At 64.5% G+C, this 21,437-nt stretch carries 24 protein-coding genes and 1 tRNA gene; 13 read left to right on the top strand and 12 right to left on the bottom strand.

Going from position 1 to position 21,437, the window contains the following annotated elements:
* Nucleotides 1-136: 136 nt before the first annotated feature.
* Nucleotides 137-1,096 carry a DNA-binding transcriptional regulator OxyR gene (gene oxyR / locus ACVWWJ_RS04705; protein WP_159893619.1) on the top strand — a complete coding sequence of 320 codons (960 nt, stop codon included), beginning with the start codon at nucleotides 137-139 and terminating at the stop codon, nucleotides 1,094-1,096.
* A gap of 14 nt (nucleotides 1,097-1,110) precedes the next feature.
* On the top strand, nucleotides 1,111-1,707 hold the full coding sequence (locus ACVWWJ_RS04700; RefSeq protein ID WP_456966948.1) for a hypothetical protein: 597 nt from the start codon (nucleotides 1,111-1,113) through the stop codon (nucleotides 1,705-1,707).
* Nucleotides 1,708-1,722: 15 nt separating this feature from the next.
* On the opposite strand, the gene ACVWWJ_RS04695 is transcribed toward ACVWWJ_RS04700, so the two are convergent.
* Together ACVWWJ_RS04695 and ACVWWJ_RS04690 are read right to left on the bottom strand one after the other, a co-directional pair.
* Nucleotides 1,723-2,256, bottom strand: a complete 534-nt coding sequence (locus ACVWWJ_RS04695; RefSeq protein WP_456966947.1) for an adenine phosphoribosyltransferase — start codon at nucleotides 2,254-2,256, stop codon at nucleotides 1,723-1,725.
* Nucleotides 2,257-2,286: 30 nt separating this feature from the next.
* Nucleotides 2,287-2,559, bottom strand: coding sequence for a putative signal transducing protein (locus tag ACVWWJ_RS04690; RefSeq protein WP_159893625.1), 273 nt, complete (start codon nucleotides 2,557-2,559; stop codon nucleotides 2,287-2,289).
* A gap of 96 nt (nucleotides 2,560-2,655) precedes the next feature.
* Between ACVWWJ_RS04690 and ACVWWJ_RS04685 the strand changes: the two genes are divergently transcribed.
* The 11 genes from ACVWWJ_RS04685 (at nucleotide 2,656) to ACVWWJ_RS04635 (ending at nucleotide 12,837) form a co-directional block, all read left to right on the top strand.
* The gene (locus ACVWWJ_RS04685) at nucleotides 2,656-4,383 is read left to right on the top strand and encodes a glutamine--tRNA ligase/YqeY domain fusion protein (RefSeq protein WP_159893627.1); all 1,728 of its coding nucleotides are present in this window, start codon (nucleotides 2,656-2,658) and stop codon (nucleotides 4,381-4,383) included.
* Nucleotides 4,383-4,940: a nucleoside deaminase gene (locus ACVWWJ_RS04680; RefSeq protein ID WP_159893629.1), complete on the top strand. Its 558-nt coding sequence runs from the start codon at nucleotides 4,383-4,385 to the stop codon at nucleotides 4,938-4,940. Before ACVWWJ_RS04685 ends, ACVWWJ_RS04680 begins: the two co-directional genes overlap by 1 nt.
* A 16-nt stretch (nucleotides 4,941-4,956) precedes the next feature.
* Entirely contained in the window at nucleotides 4,957-5,661 is a 705-nt protein-coding gene (locus ACVWWJ_RS04675; protein WP_456966946.1) for a TVP38/TMEM64 family protein, read from the top strand.
* Nucleotides 5,662-5,730: 69 nt separating this feature from the next.
* A complete protein-coding gene (locus ACVWWJ_RS04670; protein ID WP_456966945.1) occupies nucleotides 5,731-6,909 on the top strand; it encodes a histidine kinase dimerization/phospho-acceptor domain-containing protein in 1,179 nt (392 codons plus the stop codon).
* A complete protein-coding gene (locus tag ACVWWJ_RS04665; RefSeq protein WP_456966944.1) occupies nucleotides 6,900-7,640 on the top strand; it encodes a hybrid sensor histidine kinase/response regulator in 741 nt (246 codons plus the stop codon). The genes ACVWWJ_RS04670 and ACVWWJ_RS04665 overlap by 10 nt, the downstream gene beginning before the upstream one ends.
* Before the next feature lie 87 nt (nucleotides 7,641-7,727).
* A complete protein-coding gene (locus tag ACVWWJ_RS04660; protein WP_159893635.1) occupies nucleotides 7,728-8,504 on the top strand; it encodes a response regulator transcription factor in 777 nt (258 codons plus the stop codon).
* Nucleotides 8,505-8,570: 66 nt separating this feature from the next.
* Nucleotides 8,571-9,572: a phosphate/phosphite/phosphonate ABC transporter substrate-binding protein gene (phnD, locus tag ACVWWJ_RS04655; protein ID WP_456966943.1), complete on the top strand. Its 1,002-nt coding sequence runs from the start codon at nucleotides 8,571-8,573 to the stop codon at nucleotides 9,570-9,572.
* 193 nt (nucleotides 9,573-9,765) lie between these two features.
* Complete coding sequence (locus ACVWWJ_RS04650) at nucleotides 9,766-11,079, top strand: sensor histidine kinase (protein ID WP_456966942.1); 1,314 nt, start codon at nucleotides 9,766-9,768, stop codon at nucleotides 11,077-11,079.
* Nucleotides 11,080-11,243: 164 nt separating this feature from the next.
* Entirely contained in the window at nucleotides 11,244-12,101 is an 858-nt protein-coding gene (locus ACVWWJ_RS04645) for a DedA family protein/thiosulfate sulfurtransferase GlpE (protein WP_456966941.1), read from the top strand.
* A 66-nt stretch (nucleotides 12,102-12,167) separates the two neighbouring features.
* Nucleotides 12,168-12,243, top strand: a tRNA-Lys gene (locus ACVWWJ_RS04640).
* A 285-nt stretch (nucleotides 12,244-12,528) separates the two neighbouring features.
* A complete protein-coding gene (locus tag ACVWWJ_RS04635) occupies nucleotides 12,529-12,837 on the top strand; it encodes a hypothetical protein (RefSeq protein ID WP_456966940.1) in 309 nt (102 codons plus the stop codon).
* A 134-nt stretch (nucleotides 12,838-12,971) separates the two neighbouring features.
* On the opposite strand, the gene queC is transcribed toward ACVWWJ_RS04635, so the two are convergent.
* The 10 genes from queC to ruvB all read right to left on the bottom strand — a co-directional run bounded on the left by queC (nucleotide 12,972) and on the right by ruvB (nucleotide 20,961).
* On the bottom strand, nucleotides 12,972-13,655 hold the full coding sequence (gene queC, locus ACVWWJ_RS04630; RefSeq protein ID WP_063571781.1) for a 7-cyano-7-deazaguanine synthase QueC: 684 nt from the start codon (nucleotides 13,653-13,655) through the stop codon (nucleotides 12,972-12,974).
* Between the two features lie 18 nt (nucleotides 13,656-13,673).
* A complete protein-coding gene (gene queE, locus ACVWWJ_RS04625) occupies nucleotides 13,674-14,366 on the bottom strand; it encodes a 7-carboxy-7-deazaguanine synthase QueE (protein WP_159893647.1) in 693 nt (230 codons plus the stop codon).
* Nucleotides 14,367-14,370: 4 nt separating this feature from the next.
* A complete protein-coding gene (gene ybgF / locus ACVWWJ_RS04620; protein WP_456966939.1) occupies nucleotides 14,371-15,219 on the bottom strand; it encodes a tol-pal system protein YbgF in 849 nt (282 codons plus the stop codon).
* Nucleotides 15,220-15,222: 3 nt separating this feature from the next.
* Nucleotides 15,223-15,732, bottom strand: coding sequence for a peptidoglycan-associated lipoprotein Pal (gene pal / locus ACVWWJ_RS04615; protein WP_159893649.1), 510 nt, complete (start codon nucleotides 15,730-15,732; stop codon nucleotides 15,223-15,225).
* 247 nt (nucleotides 15,733-15,979) lie between these two features.
* Nucleotides 15,980-17,287 (bottom strand): Tol-Pal system beta propeller repeat protein TolB, encoded by a 1,308-nt coding sequence (tolB, locus tag ACVWWJ_RS04610; RefSeq protein WP_456969657.1) that lies wholly within the window; start codon nucleotides 17,285-17,287, stop codon nucleotides 15,980-15,982.
* A gap of 132 nt (nucleotides 17,288-17,419) precedes the next feature.
* Complete coding sequence (locus ACVWWJ_RS04605; protein ID WP_456966938.1) at nucleotides 17,420-18,358, bottom strand: TonB C-terminal domain-containing protein; 939 nt, start codon at nucleotides 18,356-18,358, stop codon at nucleotides 17,420-17,422.
* Nucleotides 18,345-18,794 (bottom strand): protein TolR, encoded by a 450-nt coding sequence (gene tolR, locus ACVWWJ_RS04600; RefSeq protein WP_159894411.1) that lies wholly within the window; start codon nucleotides 18,792-18,794, stop codon nucleotides 18,345-18,347. Before tolR ends, ACVWWJ_RS04605 begins: the two co-directional genes overlap by 14 nt.
* 9 nt (nucleotides 18,795-18,803) lie before the next feature.
* Nucleotides 18,804-19,487: a protein TolQ gene (gene tolQ, locus ACVWWJ_RS04595; RefSeq protein ID WP_063571209.1), complete on the bottom strand. Its 684-nt coding sequence runs from the start codon at nucleotides 19,485-19,487 to the stop codon at nucleotides 18,804-18,806.
* A 32-nt stretch (nucleotides 19,488-19,519) separates the two neighbouring features.
* Nucleotides 19,520-19,924, bottom strand: a complete 405-nt coding sequence (gene ybgC, locus ACVWWJ_RS04590; RefSeq protein ID WP_456966937.1) for a tol-pal system-associated acyl-CoA thioesterase — start codon at nucleotides 19,922-19,924, stop codon at nucleotides 19,520-19,522.
* Complete coding sequence (gene ruvB, locus ACVWWJ_RS04585; RefSeq protein WP_159894407.1) at nucleotides 19,921-20,961, bottom strand: Holliday junction branch migration DNA helicase RuvB; 1,041 nt, start codon at nucleotides 20,959-20,961, stop codon at nucleotides 19,921-19,923. Before ruvB ends, ybgC begins: the two co-directional genes overlap by 4 nt.
* Between the last annotated feature and the right edge of the window lie 476 nt (nucleotides 20,962-21,437).

Raw genomic sequence — 21,437 nt, 5'->3', positions numbered from 1 at the left:
GTGGTATGAACTCTGTGCGCGCTTAGGTTGCCGCGACTGAAAGTGAAGGTTAGCGCGGTGCAACATATATCTCAAATCGATTGTAGACATCATTGTGATAGGCTGGCTCTATTGAAACCGAGCTGAGCCCGTCGCCATGAACCTGCGTGACTTGTCCTATCTCGTTGCCCTGGCCGAGCACCGTCATTTCGGCCGCGCCGCCGAAGCGAGCTTTGTCAGCCAGCCGACGCTTTCCACCCAGATCCGCAAGCTCGAGGACGAACTGGGTGTTGCCCTGGTCGAGCGGACGCCAAGAAAAGTCCTGCTTACCGAAACAGGCCGTGAGATCGCCCGGCGCGCTCGCGGCGTGCTCTCGCAGGTAGACGAAATAAAATCGATCGCGCAACGCACCCGGGATCCGGAATCCGGGACGATCCGGCTGGGCATCTTCCCGACCCTCGGTCCCTACCTGCTTCCCCATGTGATCCCGCACCTGCGCCAGCGCTTTCCGCGTCTGGAGCTCCTGCTCCGCGAGGAGAAAACGGAGCAGATCCTCGGGATGTTGCGCGAAGGCACCCTGGATGCCGGCATCCTGGCCTTGCCAATGCATGACGATTCCCTGCATGTCGAATTCCTGTTCGAAGAACCCTTTGTCCTGGCCGTGCCGGACAACCACCCTCTCGCCGGCCGCCAGTGCCTGAAGATGGAGGATCTCTCCGACCAGAACCTGCTCCTGCTCGAAGACGGCCACTGCCTGCGCGACCAGGCGCTCGAGGTCTGCCACCTGGCCGGCGCGGGCGAAAAGACCGGGTTCCGCGCCACCAGCCTGGAGACCCTGCGCCAGATGGTCTCGGCCAACGTGGGCATCACGCTGATGCCGATCCTGGCCGTTAAGCCGCCGGTGGCACAGTCGGGCAACGTGCGCCTGATCGAGTTCGAGAGCCCCGCGCCGAGCCGGCGCATCGCGATGGTGTGGCGGAAGAGTTCGGCGATGACGCCCTTCTTCAGCGCCCTGGCCGAGGTGATCCGGGATGTACCGGCGGAGCTGTTCAACGCCCGCGAATGCGCCACACGTCAACCGGAAAGCGCCCTGGCCGTTGCCTCTCCATCCTCCTGAGGGTTTCCTGATACATGCGCGTCTGGCTAGTCGTCCTGCTCCTGCTTTGCGGCCTGGGCGCGTACACGTGGTGGCACAAGCGGCCGGTCCACGCGGCGCCCGGCGTGCTCGCGGGCGACGTGCCGACCCAGCTCGACCTGCAGGCCGGGCCCCAGCTGTCGCGCGGACACTTCTCGCTCGAGCCACGGGCCAAGTTCGCCATGACCGGGCGCGTGCTGTCCCGCGAGGACTATCAGCTCGACGACCTGGCGCCGATCGCGCCGACCGACCTGGCCCTGGGCTGGGGGCGGATGTCCGATACCTCGGTGCTGGACAAGATCCGGATTTCGCAGTCCAACCGGTTCTACTTCTGGTACACGGATACCTTCCCGATCCCGCGTCACGAGATCGAGGATTCCAGCGCCAACATGCACATGATCCCCGCAAACGACCAGGTCGCCCGCGAGCTCAGCGATGTGCACCCGGGTGAGGTCATCCACTTCGAGGGCTTCCTCGTCGACGTCAAGCGCGACGACGGCTGGCACTGGAACACCTCGCTTACCCGCGAGGACACAGGCGCGGGCGGCTGCGAGATCGTACTGGTAGAAGAGATCCACAACGCCCGGCACTAGGGCTGGCGAGCCGGCTCAGCAGCCGATCAGGGCATGCAGGGGTGCCGGGCCGGACCACTTCGACCGGCCCTGCAGCGCGATGAGTTCGATGACGACACTGGCACCGACGACTTCGGCGCCAAGGCGCTCGACCAGACGCCGGCCCGCCTCCAGCGTTCCGCCCGTGGCCAGCACGTCATCGACCACGATCACCCTTTCGCCCGGCGACAAGGCCTCCGTGCCGATCTCCAGGCGATCATGGCCGTATTCGAGCCCGTAATCGACGCCGACTATCGGCGGCGGCAACTTGCCGGCCTTGCGTAGCGGGACGAAGCCTGCGTTCAGTGCCCTGGCCATGGCTGCCCCGAAAATGAAACCGCGCGATTCGATGCCGCAGACGGCACCAATCCCCAGCCCCTGCCAGGGTGCGCAGAGCGCATCGATGCAAGCGCCGAAAGCGGCGGCATCGGCAAGCATGGGGGTGATGTCCTTGAACATGATCCCCGGGCGCGGGAAATCCGGTACGTCGCGGACAAGGTCGGTGATGGCCTTGGAAACATGGGCCTGCATGGGATTGATCCTGGAAAAGTGACGCGACGCTCAGGCCGGAAGGGTAATGGCGCCAAAATCGTCGTCGGAGGCTGCGGCGGCACGTGCCTCAGCCAGCTGGCCGTCGATGACGCGGACGATCGCCTCGGCCGCTTCGGCGGCCGCCTCGGGGACCATGACAGCGAGAAAATCCCGCGCCGGAAGCTGCCCGATCGCACCGGTGAGAAACTCTCCGGCAATGAAGGCGGGAATCTCCGCCTGCTCGAGCGCATTCTTGACCAGATGGGCGTCGATCAGGGATTCGGCGTGGTAGGCGATACGCATGATAGGAAGCTACCTGTGCGGCCGTCCGGCGGCAAGCGCTACGCGCCTAAGGTAAACTCGGTCGTTTGCCGTACCCCAGCCTCCGAGTCCTTCGCGATGTCGACCGAAACGCCCGTCCTGCAGCAGCATTTCATCAGCCAGATCGTCCGCGAGGACCTGGCCACCGGCAAGCACAAGGTGATCCATACCCGCTTCCCGCCGGAGCCCAACGGTTACCTGCACCTGGGTCACGCCAAGTCGATCTGCCTCAACTACGGCCTCGCGGCCGAGTTCGCGGGCACCTGCAACCTGCGTTTCGACGATACCAACCCGTCGAAGGAAGACGTCGAGTACGTCGATGCCATCCAGCGGGACGTGAAGTGGCTCGGCTTTGAATGGGCCGAACTTCGTCACGCCTCGGACTATTTCGAGGTGTTCTACCGCTCGGCACTCAAGTTGATCCGTCTGGGCGTGGCGTACGTCGACGACCTGTCGGCCGAAGAGGTGCGCGAGTACCGCGGCACACTGACCGAGCCGGGACGCAATTCACCCTACCGCGACCGTTCGATCGACGAAAACCTCGACCTGTTCCAGCGCATGCGCGCAGGCGAATTCGCCGACGGCAGCAAGACCCTCCGCGCGAAGATCGACATGACGGCAGGCAATATCAACCTGCGCGACCCGGCGCTCTACCGCGTGCGCAAGGTGCATCACCAGAACACCGGCGACGCCTGGCCCATCTACCCGATGTACGACTTCGCGCATTCCCTCTCCGATGCGCTCGAGGGCATCACGCATTCGCTGTGCACGCTTGAATTTGAAGACCATCGCCCGCTGTACGACTGGTGCGTAGACAAGGTCGACCTCGCGCACGATGCCGAACTGTGGCAGCCGCTGGTCGATGCCGGCCTGCCAACGGCGCCGACCAAGCCCCGCCAGATCGAATTCTCCCGCGGCAATATCAATTACACCGTGATGAGCAAGCGCAAGCTCATCACCCTGGTGTCCGAGAACCTGGTCGACGGCTGGGATGACCCACGCATGCCGACGATCGCCGGCGTACGTCGTCGCGGCTTCACCGCCGCAGGCATCCGCTTGTTCTGGGAACGCGTAGGCATCAGCAAGCAGAACAGCACGATCGACATGAGCGTGCTCGAAGGTGCTGTGCGGGAGGATCTCGACAGCGCCGCACCGCGGCGGCTCGCCGTCATCGATCCGGTGAAGCTCGTCATCACCAACCTCGACGCGACCCACCACGAATCGCTTACCTTCCCGAATCACCCGAAGGACGAAAGCTTCGGCACGCGCAGCGTCCCGTTCTCACCCGAACTGTGGATCGAGCGCGACGATTTCGCCGAAGTGCCGCCCAAGGGATTTCATCGCCTGAAGCCGGAGGGTGAGGTACGCCTTCGCGGCGTCGGCATCGTCAAGTGCAATGAAGTGATCAAGGACGCCAGCGGCGAGATCACCGAGCTCCGCTGCACGCTGGATCTGGAAAGCCGGACGGGCATGCCGGGTGCGGACCGCAAGATCAAGGGCACCATCCATTGGGTGAGCGCGCATGATGCCGTCCCTGCCGTGGTGCGCCTGTACGACCGCCTCTTCGACGCCGCCGATCCGGACGACGACAGCGATGGCAAGACCTACAAGGACCACCTCAACCCGCATTCGCGCAGGGTCGTGCACGCCTTTGTCGAACCGGCTGCAGCGCACGCCGCTCGCGAAGATCGCATGCAGTTCGAGCGCCTCGGCTATTTCGTTGCCGACATGCACGACCATACGCCAGGCACGCCCGTGTTCAACCGCGTCGTGACACTGCGCGACTCCTGGGCGAAGCAGGCCTGATGCTCTACGCACAAGTCCATCTCACGCTTCCCGCCTGGGTCCACGACGCCGTGGACACATCGCGCACGTACGCGGGGGACGAGGCCAAGGTCGCGCTCGCCATCGATCTGTCGGCGCGCAATATCGACCTTGCAACCGGCGGCCCCTTCGGCGCGGTGGTGTTCGGCGGCAACGACCGCATCGTTTCGGTGGGAGTCAACCGCGTCGTGCCGCATGCCTGCTCGGTGGCGCACGCGGAAATGATGGCCTATATGACCGCGCAGGAGCGACTGCAGCGATTCCGCCTCAATGAAGACGGCAGCCGCTTCGTTCTCGCCACCAGCTCGCAACCCTGTTGCCAGTGCTATGGCGCGACGGTGTGGGCGGGTATCGACGAATTACTCATCGGCGCGCGCTCGGAAGACGTCGAGGAGCTCACGCCGTTCGACGAGGGTCCGCTGCCGGCCGACTGGATCGGCGAACTCGAGCGCCGAGGCATTGCCGTGCGTCGCGACATTTGCCGTGATGCTGCGCGCGATGTGCTTCGCCGCTACGGCGAGTCGGGCGCGAGCTATTGATAACCTCCCTGCCCGGATGAGCCGCTGGCGCGCCGCACTGCCGCTGGTGCTGCTGCTGATCGCCGGCGCGGTCATGCTCGGCAGCGGTGCGCTCGACCGCTTCCACCCTTCCCGCCTGCTCGCCGAGGAAGGCGCGCTGCGCGGTGCGATTGCCGAACATCCGCTGGTGTCCCGCCTGGCTTACGCGGGGGTGCTCACGCTGGCCATTGCGACCGGCGTGCCCGGTACGATCGTGATCGTCATGGCGGGTGGCCTTCTGTTCGGCATCGCCCAGGGCACGGCGCTATCGTCCGGCGCGCTGGTACTCGGCTCCCTCCTCCTGTTCCTGGCCAGCCGGTACGCGTTCGGACCCGGCGGTCGCCAGCCGCCTGAACTCGCCGAACGCCTGCGCACCGGGTTTGCCGCCCACCCGGTCAGCTACACGCTCGCCCTGCGTTTCATCCCCATCGTGCCCCTGGGTGCAATGACCGTGGCCCTGGCCTGGCTTCGTTGCCCTTTGTGGCTGTTCCTTGGCGCGACATGGCTGGGCGGCACGGCGTCGCTGGTGGTGGAAAGCGCCGTGGGCGCCGGCCTGGGCGACACCGTGGGTGGCAATGCGCCATTCACCGCCGCGACCCTGCTCGACGGCAGGATTCTGCTCCCCCTGCTGGCCTTCGCCGCGCTCAGCGTGCTGCCCCTCGCGATCAAGCGACTGGGCGACCGCCGCCGTCGCCGCGACTGACGCCCGGCCGCTGAACTGCGCTAGGCTGTAGCCTCGCGTCGCCCGGGAGGGGCACGCAAGGGGAGGCACATGCGCGACGTATCGGTTACGTGGCTGGAACGGGTCTGGCGCCGCACTTCGCTGGTGCAGCGCCTGACCTGTGTCGCTCTCGTACCCACGGCGATCAGCGCCATCCTCCTGGTTACGCTACTCACTCGCCACCAGATGGATACCCTGCATGAGATGGGTCGCTCCACCGCTGACGCCATCGCTCAGCAGGCGGCGAGTGTCTCCGGCGACGCTTTGCGAAACGGCGAACGGCGGGAGATCTCGCATATCTCGCAATCGATCGTGCAGCTGCCGCAGGTGGCCCGCGTACGCATAAGCGACCGGGACGGTGAGATCATCGCGGACCGCGTGAACGGAACCATCGACGACGACGATAACCTCACCGTATCGCGTGAAGTGCTGGACCCGGTCACCCATCGGGTCGTCGGGTCGGTCACGGTCGATGTCAGCGTCGAGGACGCCATCGCGGCCCAGCGCACGAGCGTCCATAACGCCCTGCTCTGGCTTGCCCTGAGCCTCTTTATCGCGGCCATGATCGGCTGGTCCACGGCACGCTGGTTGAGTGCGCCGCTGCGCAACCTTGCTATTGCCGTGCGCCAGCTGGGCCTGGGCGATCGCACGGTGGTCGTTCCCGTAACGGACGATACCGAGATCGGCGACCTTCAGCGCGGATTCAATGGCGCCGCCTCGCAGCTGCTGCACGCGCAGATCGGCATGGAGCGCGAAATCGCCATGGCCACCGATGAACTGGCCCGCAAGAACGCTGCGCTGGAGGCCGCAAGCGTTGCTAAAGCGCGCTTCCTCGCCGCTGCATCGCACGACCTGCGCCAGCCGCTTTACGCATTGACCCTCTTCTCCTCCGGCCTTGCCGTGGACGAGTACGACCCCGTGCGGCTCAACCGCATCGCGCACATCCAGGAGTGCGTCGAGGCGCTCGATCACCTGTTCAGTGAGTTGCTCGACCTTTCGCGCCTCGAAACCGGCGCCATGCCGGCGGTGCTTCGCGACGTTCCCCTGGACGCGGTGTTCGAGGAGGTCAGCGTCAATTTCCGCATGGTGGCCGAACAGCACGACCTGCGCCTGGTCGTACGGACCACGGGCCTGTGGGTCCGCTGCGACCGCACCATGGTCGCGCGCATCCTCAACAACCTCGTCAGCAATGCCTTGCGCTATACACGCTGCGGCGGTGTGTGCTGGTAGGTGCGCGCCGGCGCCTCGATGGCACGGTTCGCGTGGATGTGTGGGATACCGGCCTGGGCATTGGCCCCGAGCACCTGCAACACATCTTCGATGAGTTCTACCGGGTCGAGAGCGGGCCGGAAGCCGGACGCCCTGAGAGTACGCGACGGGGCCTGGGCCTGGGCTTGTCCACGGTGCAGCGTCTTGCGGGACTGCTCGGCACGCGTGCGACCGTCCGATCGCAGCCTGGCAGGGGCACCCTCTTCTCGATCACCTTGCCGGAGGTCCAGCCAGGGATGATCGAGGCGCCGGCGCCGGTCGCTGCGGGTTCCTTAGCGCCACGGGACGTCGTCGGCATGCGCGTCCTGGTGATCGACGACGAACCCAGCATCCTCGCGGGCATCAGTTTCCTGCTCGGTAGCTGGGGTTGCGAGGTGATGACCGCCGAAGACGCGCAGCAGGCCATGGAAGCGGTGCACCAGTGGATGCAGCCACCCGACATCGTGATTTCCGACCTTCGCCTGCGCGAGGGCACCGGCCTGGACGTGATCGACCTGCTTGATCGGTACTACCGGCGACGTCCCGGCGACCCGCCTCCGTTTGCACGCGTGCTGATTACCGGCGAGACCCGGGGCGATTTCCTGAGCAATGTGGACCAGACCACCACGCAGGTTCTCTACAAGCCGGTCTCGCCCGAACGGCTGCACGATGTAATGGTTTCTGCCTGGACCGTCCATCATGCACCCGTCTGAGCCGGATGGCTGGCTTGCCGCGAGACGCGCGGGGGGCTATGTTCCCAAGAACGGGGATGCTCGCGGCAGTGCGGGCGGAGGAGTGGCATGCGTGTTCTGATCGCGGACGATCATCGGCTCATCATCGAGGGCGTCAAGCTCAAGTTGAATGAGTACGGTGCTTCGCTACATGAGAAAATGGAGTTCGTCGAGGCTGAGACAGTTGACCAGCTTCGCGCGCAGCTCGACCGGCTGCCCCTTCCCGATCTCGCGCTGATCGACATGGCGATGCCAGGTGCGAACGGGAATGTCGACCATATCCGTGAAGCGGTCGAGAAGCTGGCTGATGCCAGTGATAACGTCACGCTTCAGGACCGGGACGAATTGTTGACCGAGGAGGAGCGCCGCCACGCGGCCGACCTTATCGGCACGCGTACCGCTCGCAAGCGCGCCGTAATCGTGCTCTCGGGTACCGAGGACTCTGCTGCGATCCGGCATGTCCTCGACCTCGGAGTCCAGGGATACATCCTTAAGTCGTCACCGCCCGACGTAATCATCAACGCCGTGCGGCTGGTCGTTAGTGGCGGCATCTATGTGCCGCCCGAGGCGATGAAGGCCGCCGCGTCGACGACCACCGCCCCCTTCTTCTCGACGACCAACGGTAGCGATGGGCTCACGACCAAGGAACGTCTGGCCACGGTCCTGACGGATCGCCAGATCGACGTTCTCAAGCTGTTGGCCAAAGGACGTCCGAACAAGTTGATTGCCCGCGAACTGGGGATCAGCGAGGGCACCGTCAAGATTCACCTTGCCGCGATCTTCCGTGCGTTACATGTGCGCAACCGATTGGAGGCACTGGTCGCCGCGCAGCACCTGGGCGACTAGCCGAAACACCATCCACGCGAGGCAGGCGCGATGTGGGCAGGCGTGAAGAGCGCGGCGAGAGGGCGTGTGCGCCTGTGGCTGGGCGCGTTGCTGCTCTGTGCCCTTTGCACGGGGCGCGTTGTAACGGCCGCCCCTGCGCAGGGCGACGTCGACCCGAATGCGCCCCTTACCTTTGGCATCCTTCCGATCGGAGGCCCCGCGGAGTCGCTGGAAGCGTGGCGACCCATGCTCGACGACCTGAGCAAGGCGCTCGCGCGTCCGGTGCGCGCGGTGTCAGTCACGACCTACGAAGGCATTGCCCAGGCGATCAGCGAACAGCGGGTCGACATCGCCTTTCTGTCCGGACGGCTCGCCCTGGATGCCGTGACCGGGCAGAACATGCAGGTGATCGGCCAGCTCACCCGCGGGGACGGCTCGAAGGGCTACTACGCCGTCGTACTTGTCGCGGCCGATTCCAGGCTGCGCACGGTGGACCAGTTGTTCGCGCGGCCAGGCAAATGGCGATTCGCCCGCGGTGAGGCGCTGTCGGTGTCCGGTTACCTGGTGCCGGAGACCCAACTGTTCGCGGCGCGCAACGTGGACTCGGACACCTTCTTCGCCAGCGTGCACATCGACAACCACCAGAACAACGCGCTGGCCGTAGCCAACGGCGAAGCCGATGTCGCCACCAACAACACTGCGGACCTGGAGCGTTTCAAGCAGCACTTTCCGGACCAGTACGCACGCCTGCGCCTGTTGTGGAAATCGTCACTCATTCCCCACGCCGTGATCGTGATTCGCAACGATCTGCCACTCGCGCTTCGCGAGCGGGTGGCAACCTTCATTACCAGCTACGGGAAGGGCAAGGACGGTGCACGCGAAGAAACCAACCTGAAGCTGATCCATGACATCAGCGGCTTCGCCCGGGCCGACAACGCCGTGCTCGTGCCCTTTGTCGACATCGAGTACTCGCTGGAGAAGCGGCGCGCCACCAGCGCGCAGTGGGTGAGCGAGGCAGCGCGCGAGGCACGCTTCCACAAAATCGAAGCCGACCACACTGCCGTCGTGAAACAACTGCAGGGCAAGTAGCTACGCCATCGGACATAGGCTGCAAGCAATAGACGGGCAGCCTAGGTCCCCTTGTCTATCGCGCGACGAACGCGCGTTTCATAGATTCGTCATGAGTTTGTGCGCTACAGGCCCCCTCATGAACGCGTCGCCGTATTTGCCAGCAAGGCCTGCGCCCCTGCATCGACAGCTTATCCTTCGGGGATTGCTGCCGATGACGCTCGTCGCGCTTGCCCTGACCGGTTCGCTGGGCGTCCTGCACATGCGGGCGTTGTCTGGCGAAGCGCGGACAGTCGCGCGCATCCAGGCGATCCGCCTGAGTGCGGCGATGGACGCCGCCACAGGCGACGACGCCGTTCGCTATGCACTGACCCAGGCACTGTCGCGCAGCGCGCCCACCGAGAGCCTCACGCTTCGTCGCGACGATGCGCCCGACCTGGTGATCGACAGTGGCCGCCATGTACCCAACGGCCGCGCGTTACGCGTCCGGTTGAATACGCCGTTGGGCGAGTTGGAAACCGTTTCCGACGCCACGTCGCTGCGCGAACGTCGTATCGCTGCGGCGATGATGACGTTGCTGCTGTGCTCGGGTGTGCTCGCGGTTTTCCTGTTCACGCGACGTGCGCTGGAACGCAATGTGATCGAACCCATCGAGGGCATGCGGGATCGCATCGACGCCTTTCTTCATCCCCGACAGTCCGGCCCTACCTCGCGTGCCGGCGGCGAACTCGCGGCGATCGATGCCCTTCTCGATGAACTGGTCGAGCTTCGACGGCGCCACGACACCGCGATGGCCGACGCACTGCGGCAGCGCCTGCAGGATATTGCGCGACACACCCGCTTCATCGAGCAGGTCGGCGATCACTTTCGCCAGCCGCTTCAGGCCCTCTCCCTGTTCGTTGCCGGCATGCAACCGGGCGAAGACCTCCGCCAACGTGCGGTGCTCGGACAGATGCGCACGAGCCTTACGCGACTCAACGAATTGCTCGACGGCCTGCTGGCGATGGCGCGTTTCGACGCGGGCGCGGTGGAACCAAACCCGGTCGACCTTATCGCGTCGGATCTCTTCGTGCGCGAACGCGCAGCCATAGAAGAGGACGCCCGTCGGCTGGGCGTGGACATTCATTGGCGCGGCGGCCGACTGCCCCTTCATGGCGACCCGGCATTGCTGGGAGAGTTGCTCCATCGCCTTGTTGCGAATGCGGTCATCAGCACCCCGAACGGCCGCGTCCTTGTCGCCTTGCGGCGGCGTGGTAGTGCCGTACGCCTGGAGGTCCGGGACAACGGCATGGGCCTTGAACCCGCCCAGCAGGAGCGCGTCTTCGAGGAATTCACCCGCCTTCCCGGCCACGCCGGCTATGGCATCGCGCTGGCCGTCGCCCGGCGCATCGCCGACACGCTGGGCGGGACTATCGGCGTCCGCTCCAGCCCCGGTCGCGGCACGCTTTTCTGGGTCGATCTGGAGGGCACGGCGGTCGGCCCGCCGCTACGTGCACCCTCGGCACTGACCCGACATCCAGCCCTTTAATCGACGACCATCTGTCGGCAACGACCCGACCGGCGTATCTTTACGGAAGTACACGGACCTTTCCGAGGATCACTGTCGTGGCGAGCGTCAATTGGTCTGATACGGCGCCGGTCGTAGCGTTCGTCGGGGTATTCGCGGGTGCGATTGGCCTTCCGGTGCCGGCGATGCCCACCCTCATCGTGGTAGGCAGCACGCTGGTCGCCGCACGAGACCCCGTCCTTATCCTGGCAACCTTCCTCGGCGCTCTTGCCGGCGCCTTCGCGGGTGACGCCGCGTGGTTCCTCACCGGGCGGCGCTTCGGCTACCGCGTGCTGGACAGCCTGTGCCGAATTTCGCTCTCACCCGACACCTGCGTGCGGCGTGCCAGCGGATTTTTCGAAAAGCGTGGCGTCAAACTGCTCCTCGTTTCGCGATTTATTCCTGGTCTGTCGCTTGTCGCCATTCCCATCGCCGGTGCCGGTGATACGCGCTTCTCGCGATTCACCCTGTACGACCTCCTGGGTGCGGCACTGTGGATTTCCGTTGGCCTTTCGGTCGGCATGTTGTTCTATCGGCAGATCGACGCCGTCCTGGCCACCTTGAAGCAGTTCGGTCTGGGCATGGCGGCTGTCGCGCTGATCGGGCTGCTGCTGTGGGTCGGTTTTCGCTACAGCCGCCGGGCCCTGCTCATTACCCAGCTACGCAAGAGCCGCATTTCGGTCGACGAACTCTCCGTGCTGCTGGCCAACGAGCCCGGCGCCCTCATCGTCGACGTGCGTTCGGCCCTCAGCCGCAGGGACGATCCGTTCGTGATTCCCGGATCCCGCCTGTTCGATCTGGCCACGGCTGACGCGGCGATCGCTACGCTTCCGAAGCACACGTCGGTGGTCATCTATTGCTCCTGCCCGAACGAGGTCTCGGCCGCGAAGGTCGCCGAGCGGCTGAGCAAACTCGGGTTTTCCAACGTGCGCCCGCTCACCGGCGGCATCGGAGCCTGGCGCCAGGCTGGCCGCGATGTCGAGGCCATCATCGCAACGACCTGAACCGCTGGGCCGCTCGGGTTGTGCCAGCCCCCTCGCGACCACTAAACTAGCCGGCTTCACGCGCATGGGTCGTTAGCTCAGTTGGTAGAGCAGCGGACTTTTAATCCGTAGGTCGCCGGTTCGAATCCGGCACGACCCACCATTCGCGCCTTTCGTCCTACGCGCAACGCGTTCTTTGCTGACGAAAAATCGGTCTGAATTCTCATTTTTTGGCCTGTGCGCACGCGTTACCGTGCATCTAATTCCACGCCATGGCGCCGACATGCACCGGTATACGACGAAACACGACGATGACCTCCGGCTGGGAGCTTCCCAAAGCGCGTCCAGAGACGACTGCTCGTGCGACATCCCCCTCCGCCAATGGCTGGCCGTCCTCGACGAACGCTTGCGCCAGGTGGTGAATTCGGTAGGCGATCTGGCCAGTCGCATGGACCTTCTCGCAAAACAGAATGCCGAGATCCCGGTTCGCCTCGGCGTTACCGACACCCGGATGAACGCGATCGACTGCCGTTTTGACGCCGTGGACAACCGGCTCTGCGGTGTCGAGGGACGTCTCAGCGGTGTCGAGGGGCGTCTCGGCGTTGTCGAGGAACGCCTTAGTCACACGGCTACGAAGACGTGGGTGTTGGGATGCGCCGTGGCTCTTCTGCTGGCGACCCTGTCCGGAACCCTGGGCGGCGTGTGGTGGATCGTCCAGCAATACATCGGGCCATTGCTGCGCGCGTCGGCCGGCTGAGGTGATCAGGCTGGAATCGCCCCGGCCGCGGAGTGCGGCGCCAAAGGGATTTCGAATGAGGCTTCGCGTCCTGCGCGCCGATCGCGGACGATTTCCCGACCCATCGACGGGAACCGTTGGCCCCCAGTGATACCTCACGCGTAGTGCGTGGGATCCGGTACACCGGCCTTGGCGAAGCCCTCCGCACGGAGGCGGCAGGCATCGCAATGACCGCACGCACGGCCCTGGGCATCAGCCTGGTAACAGCTCACGGTGGCAGCGAAATCCACGCCAAGGCGCATCCCTTCGCGCACGATATCGCCCTTGCCCATCTCCATCAGCGGCGCATGGATACGGATGCCGGCACCTTCGACGCCCGCCTTGGTCGCGACGTTGGCCAGCGACTGGAAAGACTCGATGAAGGCCGGACGGCAATCCGGGTAACCGGAATAGTCGACGGCGTTGACACCACAGAAAATGTCGCTCGACCCCAGCACTTCGGCCCAGCCCAGCGCGATGGACAACATGATCGTGTTGCGTGCGGGCACGTACGTCACTGGAATGCCGGTGCCACCATCTTCCGGCACGTCGATGTCGGCCGTGAGGGCCGATCCGCCGATGCTGCGCAGGTCGACGTGCACGGTCTTGTGTGTGACGGCACCGAGCATGGTGGCGACTCGCTCGGAAGCCTCCAGCTCGGAGCTGTGGCGTTGTCCGTAGGCGACACTCAGCGCATACACCTCGAAACCCTGCTCGCGCGCCATAGCGATCGTGACCGCCGAATCCATGCCACCGGACACGAGAATGACAGCCTTGCGGGAGGGGTTCGAAGCGTTCATGGCGTTACCTTGGTTTTGTCAGTGGCCGGCCGCGTCGTTCCAGAGCAGCTTGTGCAGCTGCAGCTGGAATCGTACCGGCAGGCGTTCGGCGAGGATCCATTCGGCCAGCTCACGGGGCTGTACCTTCGACCACACCGGAGAAAAGAGCGGCATCACCCGCTGTTCGAGTGCATGCTCGCGGACCACGTCGCGTGACCACTCGAAGTCGCCACGACTGGCGATGACGAACTTGACCTGGTCGTGCGGCTGCAGGTGATCGAGGTTCGACCACAGGTTGCGGGCACTCTCTCCGGAATCTGGAGCCTTGAGGTCCATGACCTTGCGGACACGCGGGTCGACCCCGGAGACGTCGAGCGCACCGGACGTCTCCAGGGAGACCTCGTGACCCGCATCGCAGAGCTTGCGCAGCAGGGTCAGGCAGCGCTTCTGCGCGAGGGGCTCGCCGCCCGTCACGCAGACATGCTTTGCACCGAAGCTGGCAACGTGCTCGAGGATGGCGTCGATGTCGTGCCACTGGCCACCGTGGAACGAATATTCCGTGTCGCACCAGACACAGCGCAACGGGCAACCCGTGAGGCGCACGAATACCGTCGGCCAGCCGATGGCATCGGCCTCGCCCTGGACGGAATGGAATATCTCGGTGATCCGCAGGCGTTCCCCGACGGGCGCGACCGGCGGAACGTCCGCCGGAGTTGCGGTGTTACCGTTCATGGGATCAGTTGGCCGTCTGGCGCTGCAGGCGACGCAGGCGTTCCTGTGCGAGGCCAGCGGCCTTGGTGCCCGGATACTTGGCCGAGACCTGCTTCAGCGTCGCTATGGCTGCGTCCTGCTGTTTCAGCTCGATCTGGCAGTAGCCGACCTTGAGCAGGCCGTCGGAGACCTTGTCGCTCTGGGGGTACTGCTTGACCAGGCGCTGAAAAGCTTCGATAGCGACCGGATAGTTCATCGTCACGTAATAGGACTCACCCAGCCAGTAATAGGCGTTGGGCGCGAGCGCGCTGTCCGGATACTTGGTAAGGAAGTCACGAAAGCCGCGCGATGCCGTGACGTAGTCACCCGCCCGCAGCGATTTGAATGCGGCGTCGTAGGCGGCCTGCTCGGTTGCATTGGCGGCCGTCGCCGGTGCAGCGGGCGATGTCGACTGCTGCGCTACAGCCGGAGCGGAGGCGACGCTGGGCGCGACAGGAACGGGGCCCTGCGATGGGTTGGCGGGCGCGGCGGGCGACGGGGCCTGCGCTGCTCCACCCTTTTCAAGACGGCTCAGGCGCGAATCGATATCCGCGTACTGGGCCTTCTGGGAATCCTGGAGTTGCTGATTCTGGTGCTGCAGTTCTTCGATCTGACCCTGCAACTGCGAAAGCTGCTGCTGGAGATCGTTGACCTGATTGACCAGGGTGGTCGTACCGGCGTCTTTCTGCGACTGCTGTTCGAGACGCGACACGCGGTCGGCGAGACTCAAACGCGAGTCCTGCGCATGGACGGGCAGACCAAAAAGCGTGGCGGACGCAATTGCGCCCGCCACGCCAAGCCTGGCCATAACACTGTTAGCCAGAAGCTTCTTCATTACTTACTTCGCGGTGTAGACGATCTCAACGCGACGGTTCTTCGACCAGCAATCATCGTTGTGCTCACGGCAGGTCGGCTTTTCCTTACCGTAGCTCGTGACGTTGACCTGGCCAGCCGAACCACCAGCAGCCTGGAGGGCGCTGGAGACGGCATTGCCGCGGCGCTCGCCGAGGCCGAGGTTGTACTCACGCGTACCGCGCTCGTCGGTGTTGCCCTCGAGGGTCATGGCCGACTGCGGACGGTCCTGCAGGTACTTGGCGTGGCAAGCGATGATCTGCTGGAATTCCGGCTTCACATCGTTCTTGTCGAAATCGAAGTACACAACGCGCTGACGAAGGCAGGCATCGGTATCGAGATCAGACGGCTGGTACTTGCCGTCATTGGTGGGGGCCTGGGTCTGGGCAACCGGCTCCGACGGCTGTGCCGGCGGGGTCTTGACCTGCTTCTTGTTGCAGGCGACCGCGCCCACGCAAAGCAGGGCGGCCAGGGTGACGCTAACGGTCTTATTCATGGGACGTTCCTTCAACAGTTGAGTTCCGACAGTCGATATACGGTTTCGGGACAGGCACCGCCGGTTGTCCGGCTGTTTTTCTACTTACATCTACGCCAACGGGGTGCTGTCCCGCACCCTGCGTTGTCGTTCCGGCCACTGCCTTCAAAGCAACTGCCGGTAAACCTTGCGTCCGCAGAAAAGGCGCGGAACACCCGCGCCCCTTCCCTGGACTTTGCTGACGTCGCGGCCCGGATCGGGCGCGCCATCAACGCTGTCTATAAGGTCCCCAGGACGGCTCGCGCACGTCACCGTCCGAGAGGACGAGACGCTGGCGTACCAGACCGTCTGCCGAAACCGCATACAGGACACCTCGCGTACCCTGCGATGCCGCATAAAGCAGCATGCTGGCATTTGGCGCGAAGCTGGGCGAATCGTCCACGTTACCCGGGGAAACGAAGCGCACCTGCCCGCCCAGACTGCGGTCCATGATAGCGATACGATACACGTTCCCGTTGCCCTGCACCATCGCAATCTGCTTGCCGTCGAAGCTCACCGAGGCGCTGGCGTTGAAGCCGCCCTGGAAGGTGACACGCGTAGCGGCACCACCGGATGCGGACATCTGGTAGATCTGCGGCTTGCCCGAACGATCCGACGTGAACAGGATGCTCTGGCCGTCCGGCGTAAACGTCGGCTCGGTGTCGATCGAGAAGTTGTTGGTGAGGCGCGTCTCGGCGTGGCTGGCCACGTCGATCACGAAGATCTCCGGGTTGCCCACATAGGAAAGGCTGACGGCGAGCTTGCTACCGTCCGGTGACCAGGCCGGTGCGCTGTTGATGCCACGCGGGTGGGCAGCGATCAGGCTGCGCGAACCGGTGGAGATGTTCTGCACGTACACGGCGGAGTTGCCGCTCTCGAAGGAGACGTAGGCAATCTTGTTGCCGTCCGGCGACCACGACGGCGACAGCAGCGATTCGCGCGAACGAGCCACGGTCTGCGGATTGAAGCCATCCGAGTCTGCAACGATCAGCGAATACGTGGCGTTGTTACCGGTACCCACGGCCGTGATGTAGGCGATGCGGGTCCAGAAGGCGCCGCGAACGCCGGTGATCTTTTCGTAGATCTGGTCGGCGATCTGGTGGGCGACGCCGCGCAGGTCACCCGCCGGGGCGGTGAACGACTGCGCCAGCAGGCTCTGCTGCTTGTTCACGTCCCACAGTTCGTACTCGACCTTGAGCATGCCGCCGCCCGCATCACTGATGCGACCGATGGTCAGGAAGTCCTGCTTGAGCAGGCGCCAGGTCGGGAACTTGATCTCCGAACCCTGCGACGGGGTCTCGACGATGTCGGCCTTGTCGAGCGAGCGGAACTTGCCCGAGCGGTTGAAATCCGCGCGGATGACGTCCGCGATATCGGTCGGCAATGGCGCGCCGCCAGCCTGGGCGAAGGGCACGACCGCGATAGGCGTCGCGGTCTTCAGACCACCCACGATATCGACGTTGAGTGACTGGGCCGCGGCGGGACCAGCCACAAAGGCGGTCAGCACGACCAGGAGGAGAGCGAGGCGGGAAAGCATTCTGCGCATGGGCGGATTCATTGCGACCTGGGAATGTGGGACGGCGACGGCATGGTAACGCGATGGGCCCGGCCAGCATGACCCGAATCTGAACCGCCCCGCCCGGAATCTACCGGGTCGGGGCGGAAGTCATCATTGCGGTCGGAACGTGAAGGTGAGGTTTCTCTGGAAGACGTCCTCGAAACCGGCGTACGGCAACGGCTGGGCACGAAGCACCGCGTTCTCGATGGAAGCCTTGCCAGAGGCATCGTAAGGACAACTGGAGTCGGCCTTGGCACTGAGCACCTGGCCGCCCGGGATCTGCGTGATGTGCACCATGCAGGGGGCGTTGGGCATGTTGTCCGGGCGCAGCCAGTTCGGCGTCACTGCGTTCTGGATCGCCGCGATGTACAGGGCCTGCTTGCTGTTGTCCTTGCCGTTCTGGCCCGACTGGACCTTCTCGGCATAGGGCAGGTCCTCACGGCCGTCGTCCTTGGCGTTCTCGAGGTCCTTCAGCTGCTGATCGGCCTGCTTCTTCTTGCTGTCGGCCTGCTTGGTCTGTGACTTGGCGGCATCGAGCTGCTTGAAGATCTCGTCGATCTCCTTCTGCTTCTGTTTCTTTTTCTCTTCCTGCTGGGCGTCGAGCTCGGCCTGACGCTGGCGTTGCTGCTCTTCCTGCAGCTGCTTGGCGTTCTCGGCCTTCTGCACGGCGTCATCGACCACTTTCTCCTGATCCTTCAGCGCCGGCGTCTTCGGCGGCGGCGGCAGGGTCTCGACCTTCTTCTCAGGCTCGGGAGGCGTCGGGGTCGGCTGGGCGGGAGGGGGCGGCACCGTGTTCGGCACGGGCTTGGCCGTGTGCTTCGGCGGTGGCGCGCCGGTCGGGCCGATCAACGTCGCTTCGATGATCTGGCCCGGCAGCTGGATCGGCGCCGGACACTTCAGCGGGTTCCATTCCGCAGGCACACCCAGAGCCTCGGCCCACTTTTCGTAGTCCGTGCAGGGGATGATCGCGAAGCCGAGGAAGGCCACGATGCCCAGATGGAGAAGCGCGGCGAGGACGACCGCGCGGGGCGTGCCGTTACGGTTTTCCATTCTGCGCCGACTGCGGCTGGCTCATCAGGCCGATCTTGGAGACGCCGGCCTCCTGAAGGATCGGGAGGATCGAATAGACCTTGCCGTAGCCCACGCGCTCGTCGCCGGCGACCAGCACCTGGAGTTCCGGGTTGGCGTCATGGAAAGCGGTGATCTTGCTCTTGAACTCGTCGGCACTCACCGGCTCGCGCTTGGCGCCGTTAGCCGTGAGGTAGATCGTGCCAGCCTCGTCCACGGAGACGACGACGGGGTCTTTCTTGTCCTGCAAGGACTTGGCATTGGTCTGCGGCAGCTGGATGTCGACACCGAGGTTCATCATGGGCGTCGTGACCATGAAGATGATCAGCAGGACGAGCATCACGTCGATATACGGCACGACGTTGATCTCGGACTTCAGCTTCCGCTTCTGGCGGCGATGGACGTTACGCGTGGCCATGGCGCGGGCTCAGGCCACGTCGTCGGCGTGGATCTGGCGCTGCAGCACCGAGGAGAATTCCTCCTGGAATACCTCGTAGCGCGACGCAATCCGCTCGACCTTGGTAGCGAAGCGGTTGTACGCCCAGACGGCCGGGATCGCCGCGAACAGACCCATGGCCGTGGCGATCAGGGCCTCGGAGATGTGCGGGGCGACCACGGAGATCGTCACGTCCTTCATCTCGCCCAGGCCCTGGAAGGCGCCCATGATGCCCCAGACGGTGCCGAACAGGCCGATGTACGGGCTGATCGAACCGACGTTGGCAAGGAATTCCAGGTTCTGCTCGAGCTTGCCGATTTCACGGGTGCCAGCCACGCGCATGGCGCGCTCGGAGCCCTCCATGATGCGGTCGGCGTCCGACACGCGGCGCTGGCGCTGGCGTGCGAATTCACGGAAGCCGGCCTCGAAGACGTTCTCGATACCGTGCTGGCCCTCGCGATTGCCGACCTCACGGAACAGGGCGGCCAGGTCGGCGCCCGACCAAAAGCGGTCTTCGAAGGTCTCGGCGTTGTCGTGGGCGGTCTTCAGCTGGCTGTACTTGCGGATGATGATCACCCAGGACAGGAACGAGAACGCCAGCAACAGGAGCATGACCAGTTGTACGGGCAGGCTCGCTTCCGCGACCAGCTTGAAAATGTTCAGTCCACCGTTCATCGCTTGAAGGCTCTCCGCCGGTATCTATGGCTTTAGGTAAAAGGAAATTCGTTGGGGAACAGGTCCACCGGAATCTGGGCAGGACGCATCGTGTCGAGGTTTACGCAAGCCGCGCGCACCGTAGCGCGCACCAGTGTCGTATCCCCGCGCACAATCACCTGATCGAACAGCATACTGGCTGAACGACGTTCTTTGACGGCCACGCTGACCAGGAGTTCATCATTCAGACGGGCCGGGCGAAGGAAATCCAGCTGCATGTCCCGGACGACGAAGCCAAGGCTGGTGGCATCGCGTAGGGCCACCTGGTCGATACCCTGGGCGCGAAGCCACTCGGTACGGGCCCGCTCCATGAAGCGAAGGTAGTTGGAATGGTAGACGACGCCTCCGGCGTCGGTGTCTTCCCAATAAATCCTTACGGGCCAGCTGAAAACGGTCATGCGTCGTCCGAAAACAGGTCCGGGGCCACGGTCTGGCGCGGTGGCGGGGTCAGGCCGAGATGGCGCCAGGCCTTGGCGGAGGCCATGCGGCCTCGGGCGCTGCGGATCAGGTAGCCCTGCTGGATCAGGTAGGGCTCGACCACATCCTCGAGGGTCCCACGGTCTTCGCTGAGCGCCGCCGCGAGCGATTCCACGCCGACCGGGCCACCCTCGAAGTTCTCGATGATGGTCTTCAGGAGGCGACGGTCGAGGTCGTCGAAGCCCAGGGCATCGACCCGAAGCATGTCCGTGGCAGCACGGGCCAGAGCGTGGGTGATCTTGCCGTCGCCGCGTACCTCGGCGAAATCGCGCACGCGGCGAAGTAGCCTGTTGGCGATACGGGGCGTGCCGCGCGAGCGGCGGGCGATTTCCACAGCACCTTCGAGATCACACTCGATATTGAAGATCTTCGCTGCGCGACGGACGATCGCGGTCAGCTCATCCACGCTGTAGAACTCCAGCCGCTGGATGATGCCAAATCTGTCGCGCAGCGGGCCCGTCAGCAGGCCCGCGCGGGTCGTCGCGCCGATCAGGGTAAACGGAGGCAGGTCGAGCTTGATCGAGCGGGCCGCGGGACCCTCGCCGATCATGATGTCGATCTGGAAGTCCTCCATCGCCGGGTAGAGGACTTCCTCGACCACAGGCGACAGGCGATGGATCTCGTCGACGAAGAGGACGTCGTTCGCCTCGAGGTTGGTCAGCAGCGCGGCGAGATCCCCCGCGCGCTCCAGCACCGGACCCGAGGTAGAGCGGACATTCACACCCAGCTCGTTGGCGATCACATGCGACAGCGTGGTCTTGCCCAGGCCCGGCGGCCCGAAGATCAGCACGTGATCAAGGGCACCCTGCCGGCGCCGCGCCGCCTCGATATAGATGGCCATCTGCTCACGCACAGTCTCCTGGCCGAGATATTCGGACAGGCGCTTCGGACGAATGCTGGCTTCCAGCGCATCGTCGTCCATGGCAGCGGTGGCGGAAATAATGCGGTGCTCGGACATGGCGGCATTATGGCAGGTCTGGGGGTGCGGCGACCCGCGCGCCGGGTGGGCAAGCTGGCGATAGGAGGAACACCAAAAAGCTCAGCCGCCACCATCACCCTTTTCACTGCGCCCTCAGGCAGCAGCGCGCTCAGCTGACAAGAGTCGTTCGGCAGCGACGACTGCCGTGCGGATGCCCGTCCTCCTATCGTCAGGTTGCCTTACACAGGCCACCCCCCGAGAGGAGTAATGAATGAAAGCAAGACTGATAGCGGCAGCGCTTGCGGGAACTATCGCGACAGATGCCTGCGCCGAAATCAAATGGCTTAGTCGCGCAAATTGCGTGGCGGGCATAGTCAATGAGTCAGTCACCTACGACAGGCCCAAACTCAACGGCTACTGGATGAACACTTTCAGCACGCACGTAGGATTCGGTGCGGTCGGAGGCCATACCCTAGCCTCTCCCAGAGCATTCACATGGCGATCGTACGCTGGAG

Source organism: Luteibacter sp. HA06, from assembly GCF_054061215.1.
Note: the sequence above shows the minus strand (reverse complement) of the source record. Positions and strands in the feature narration are given on the sequence as shown.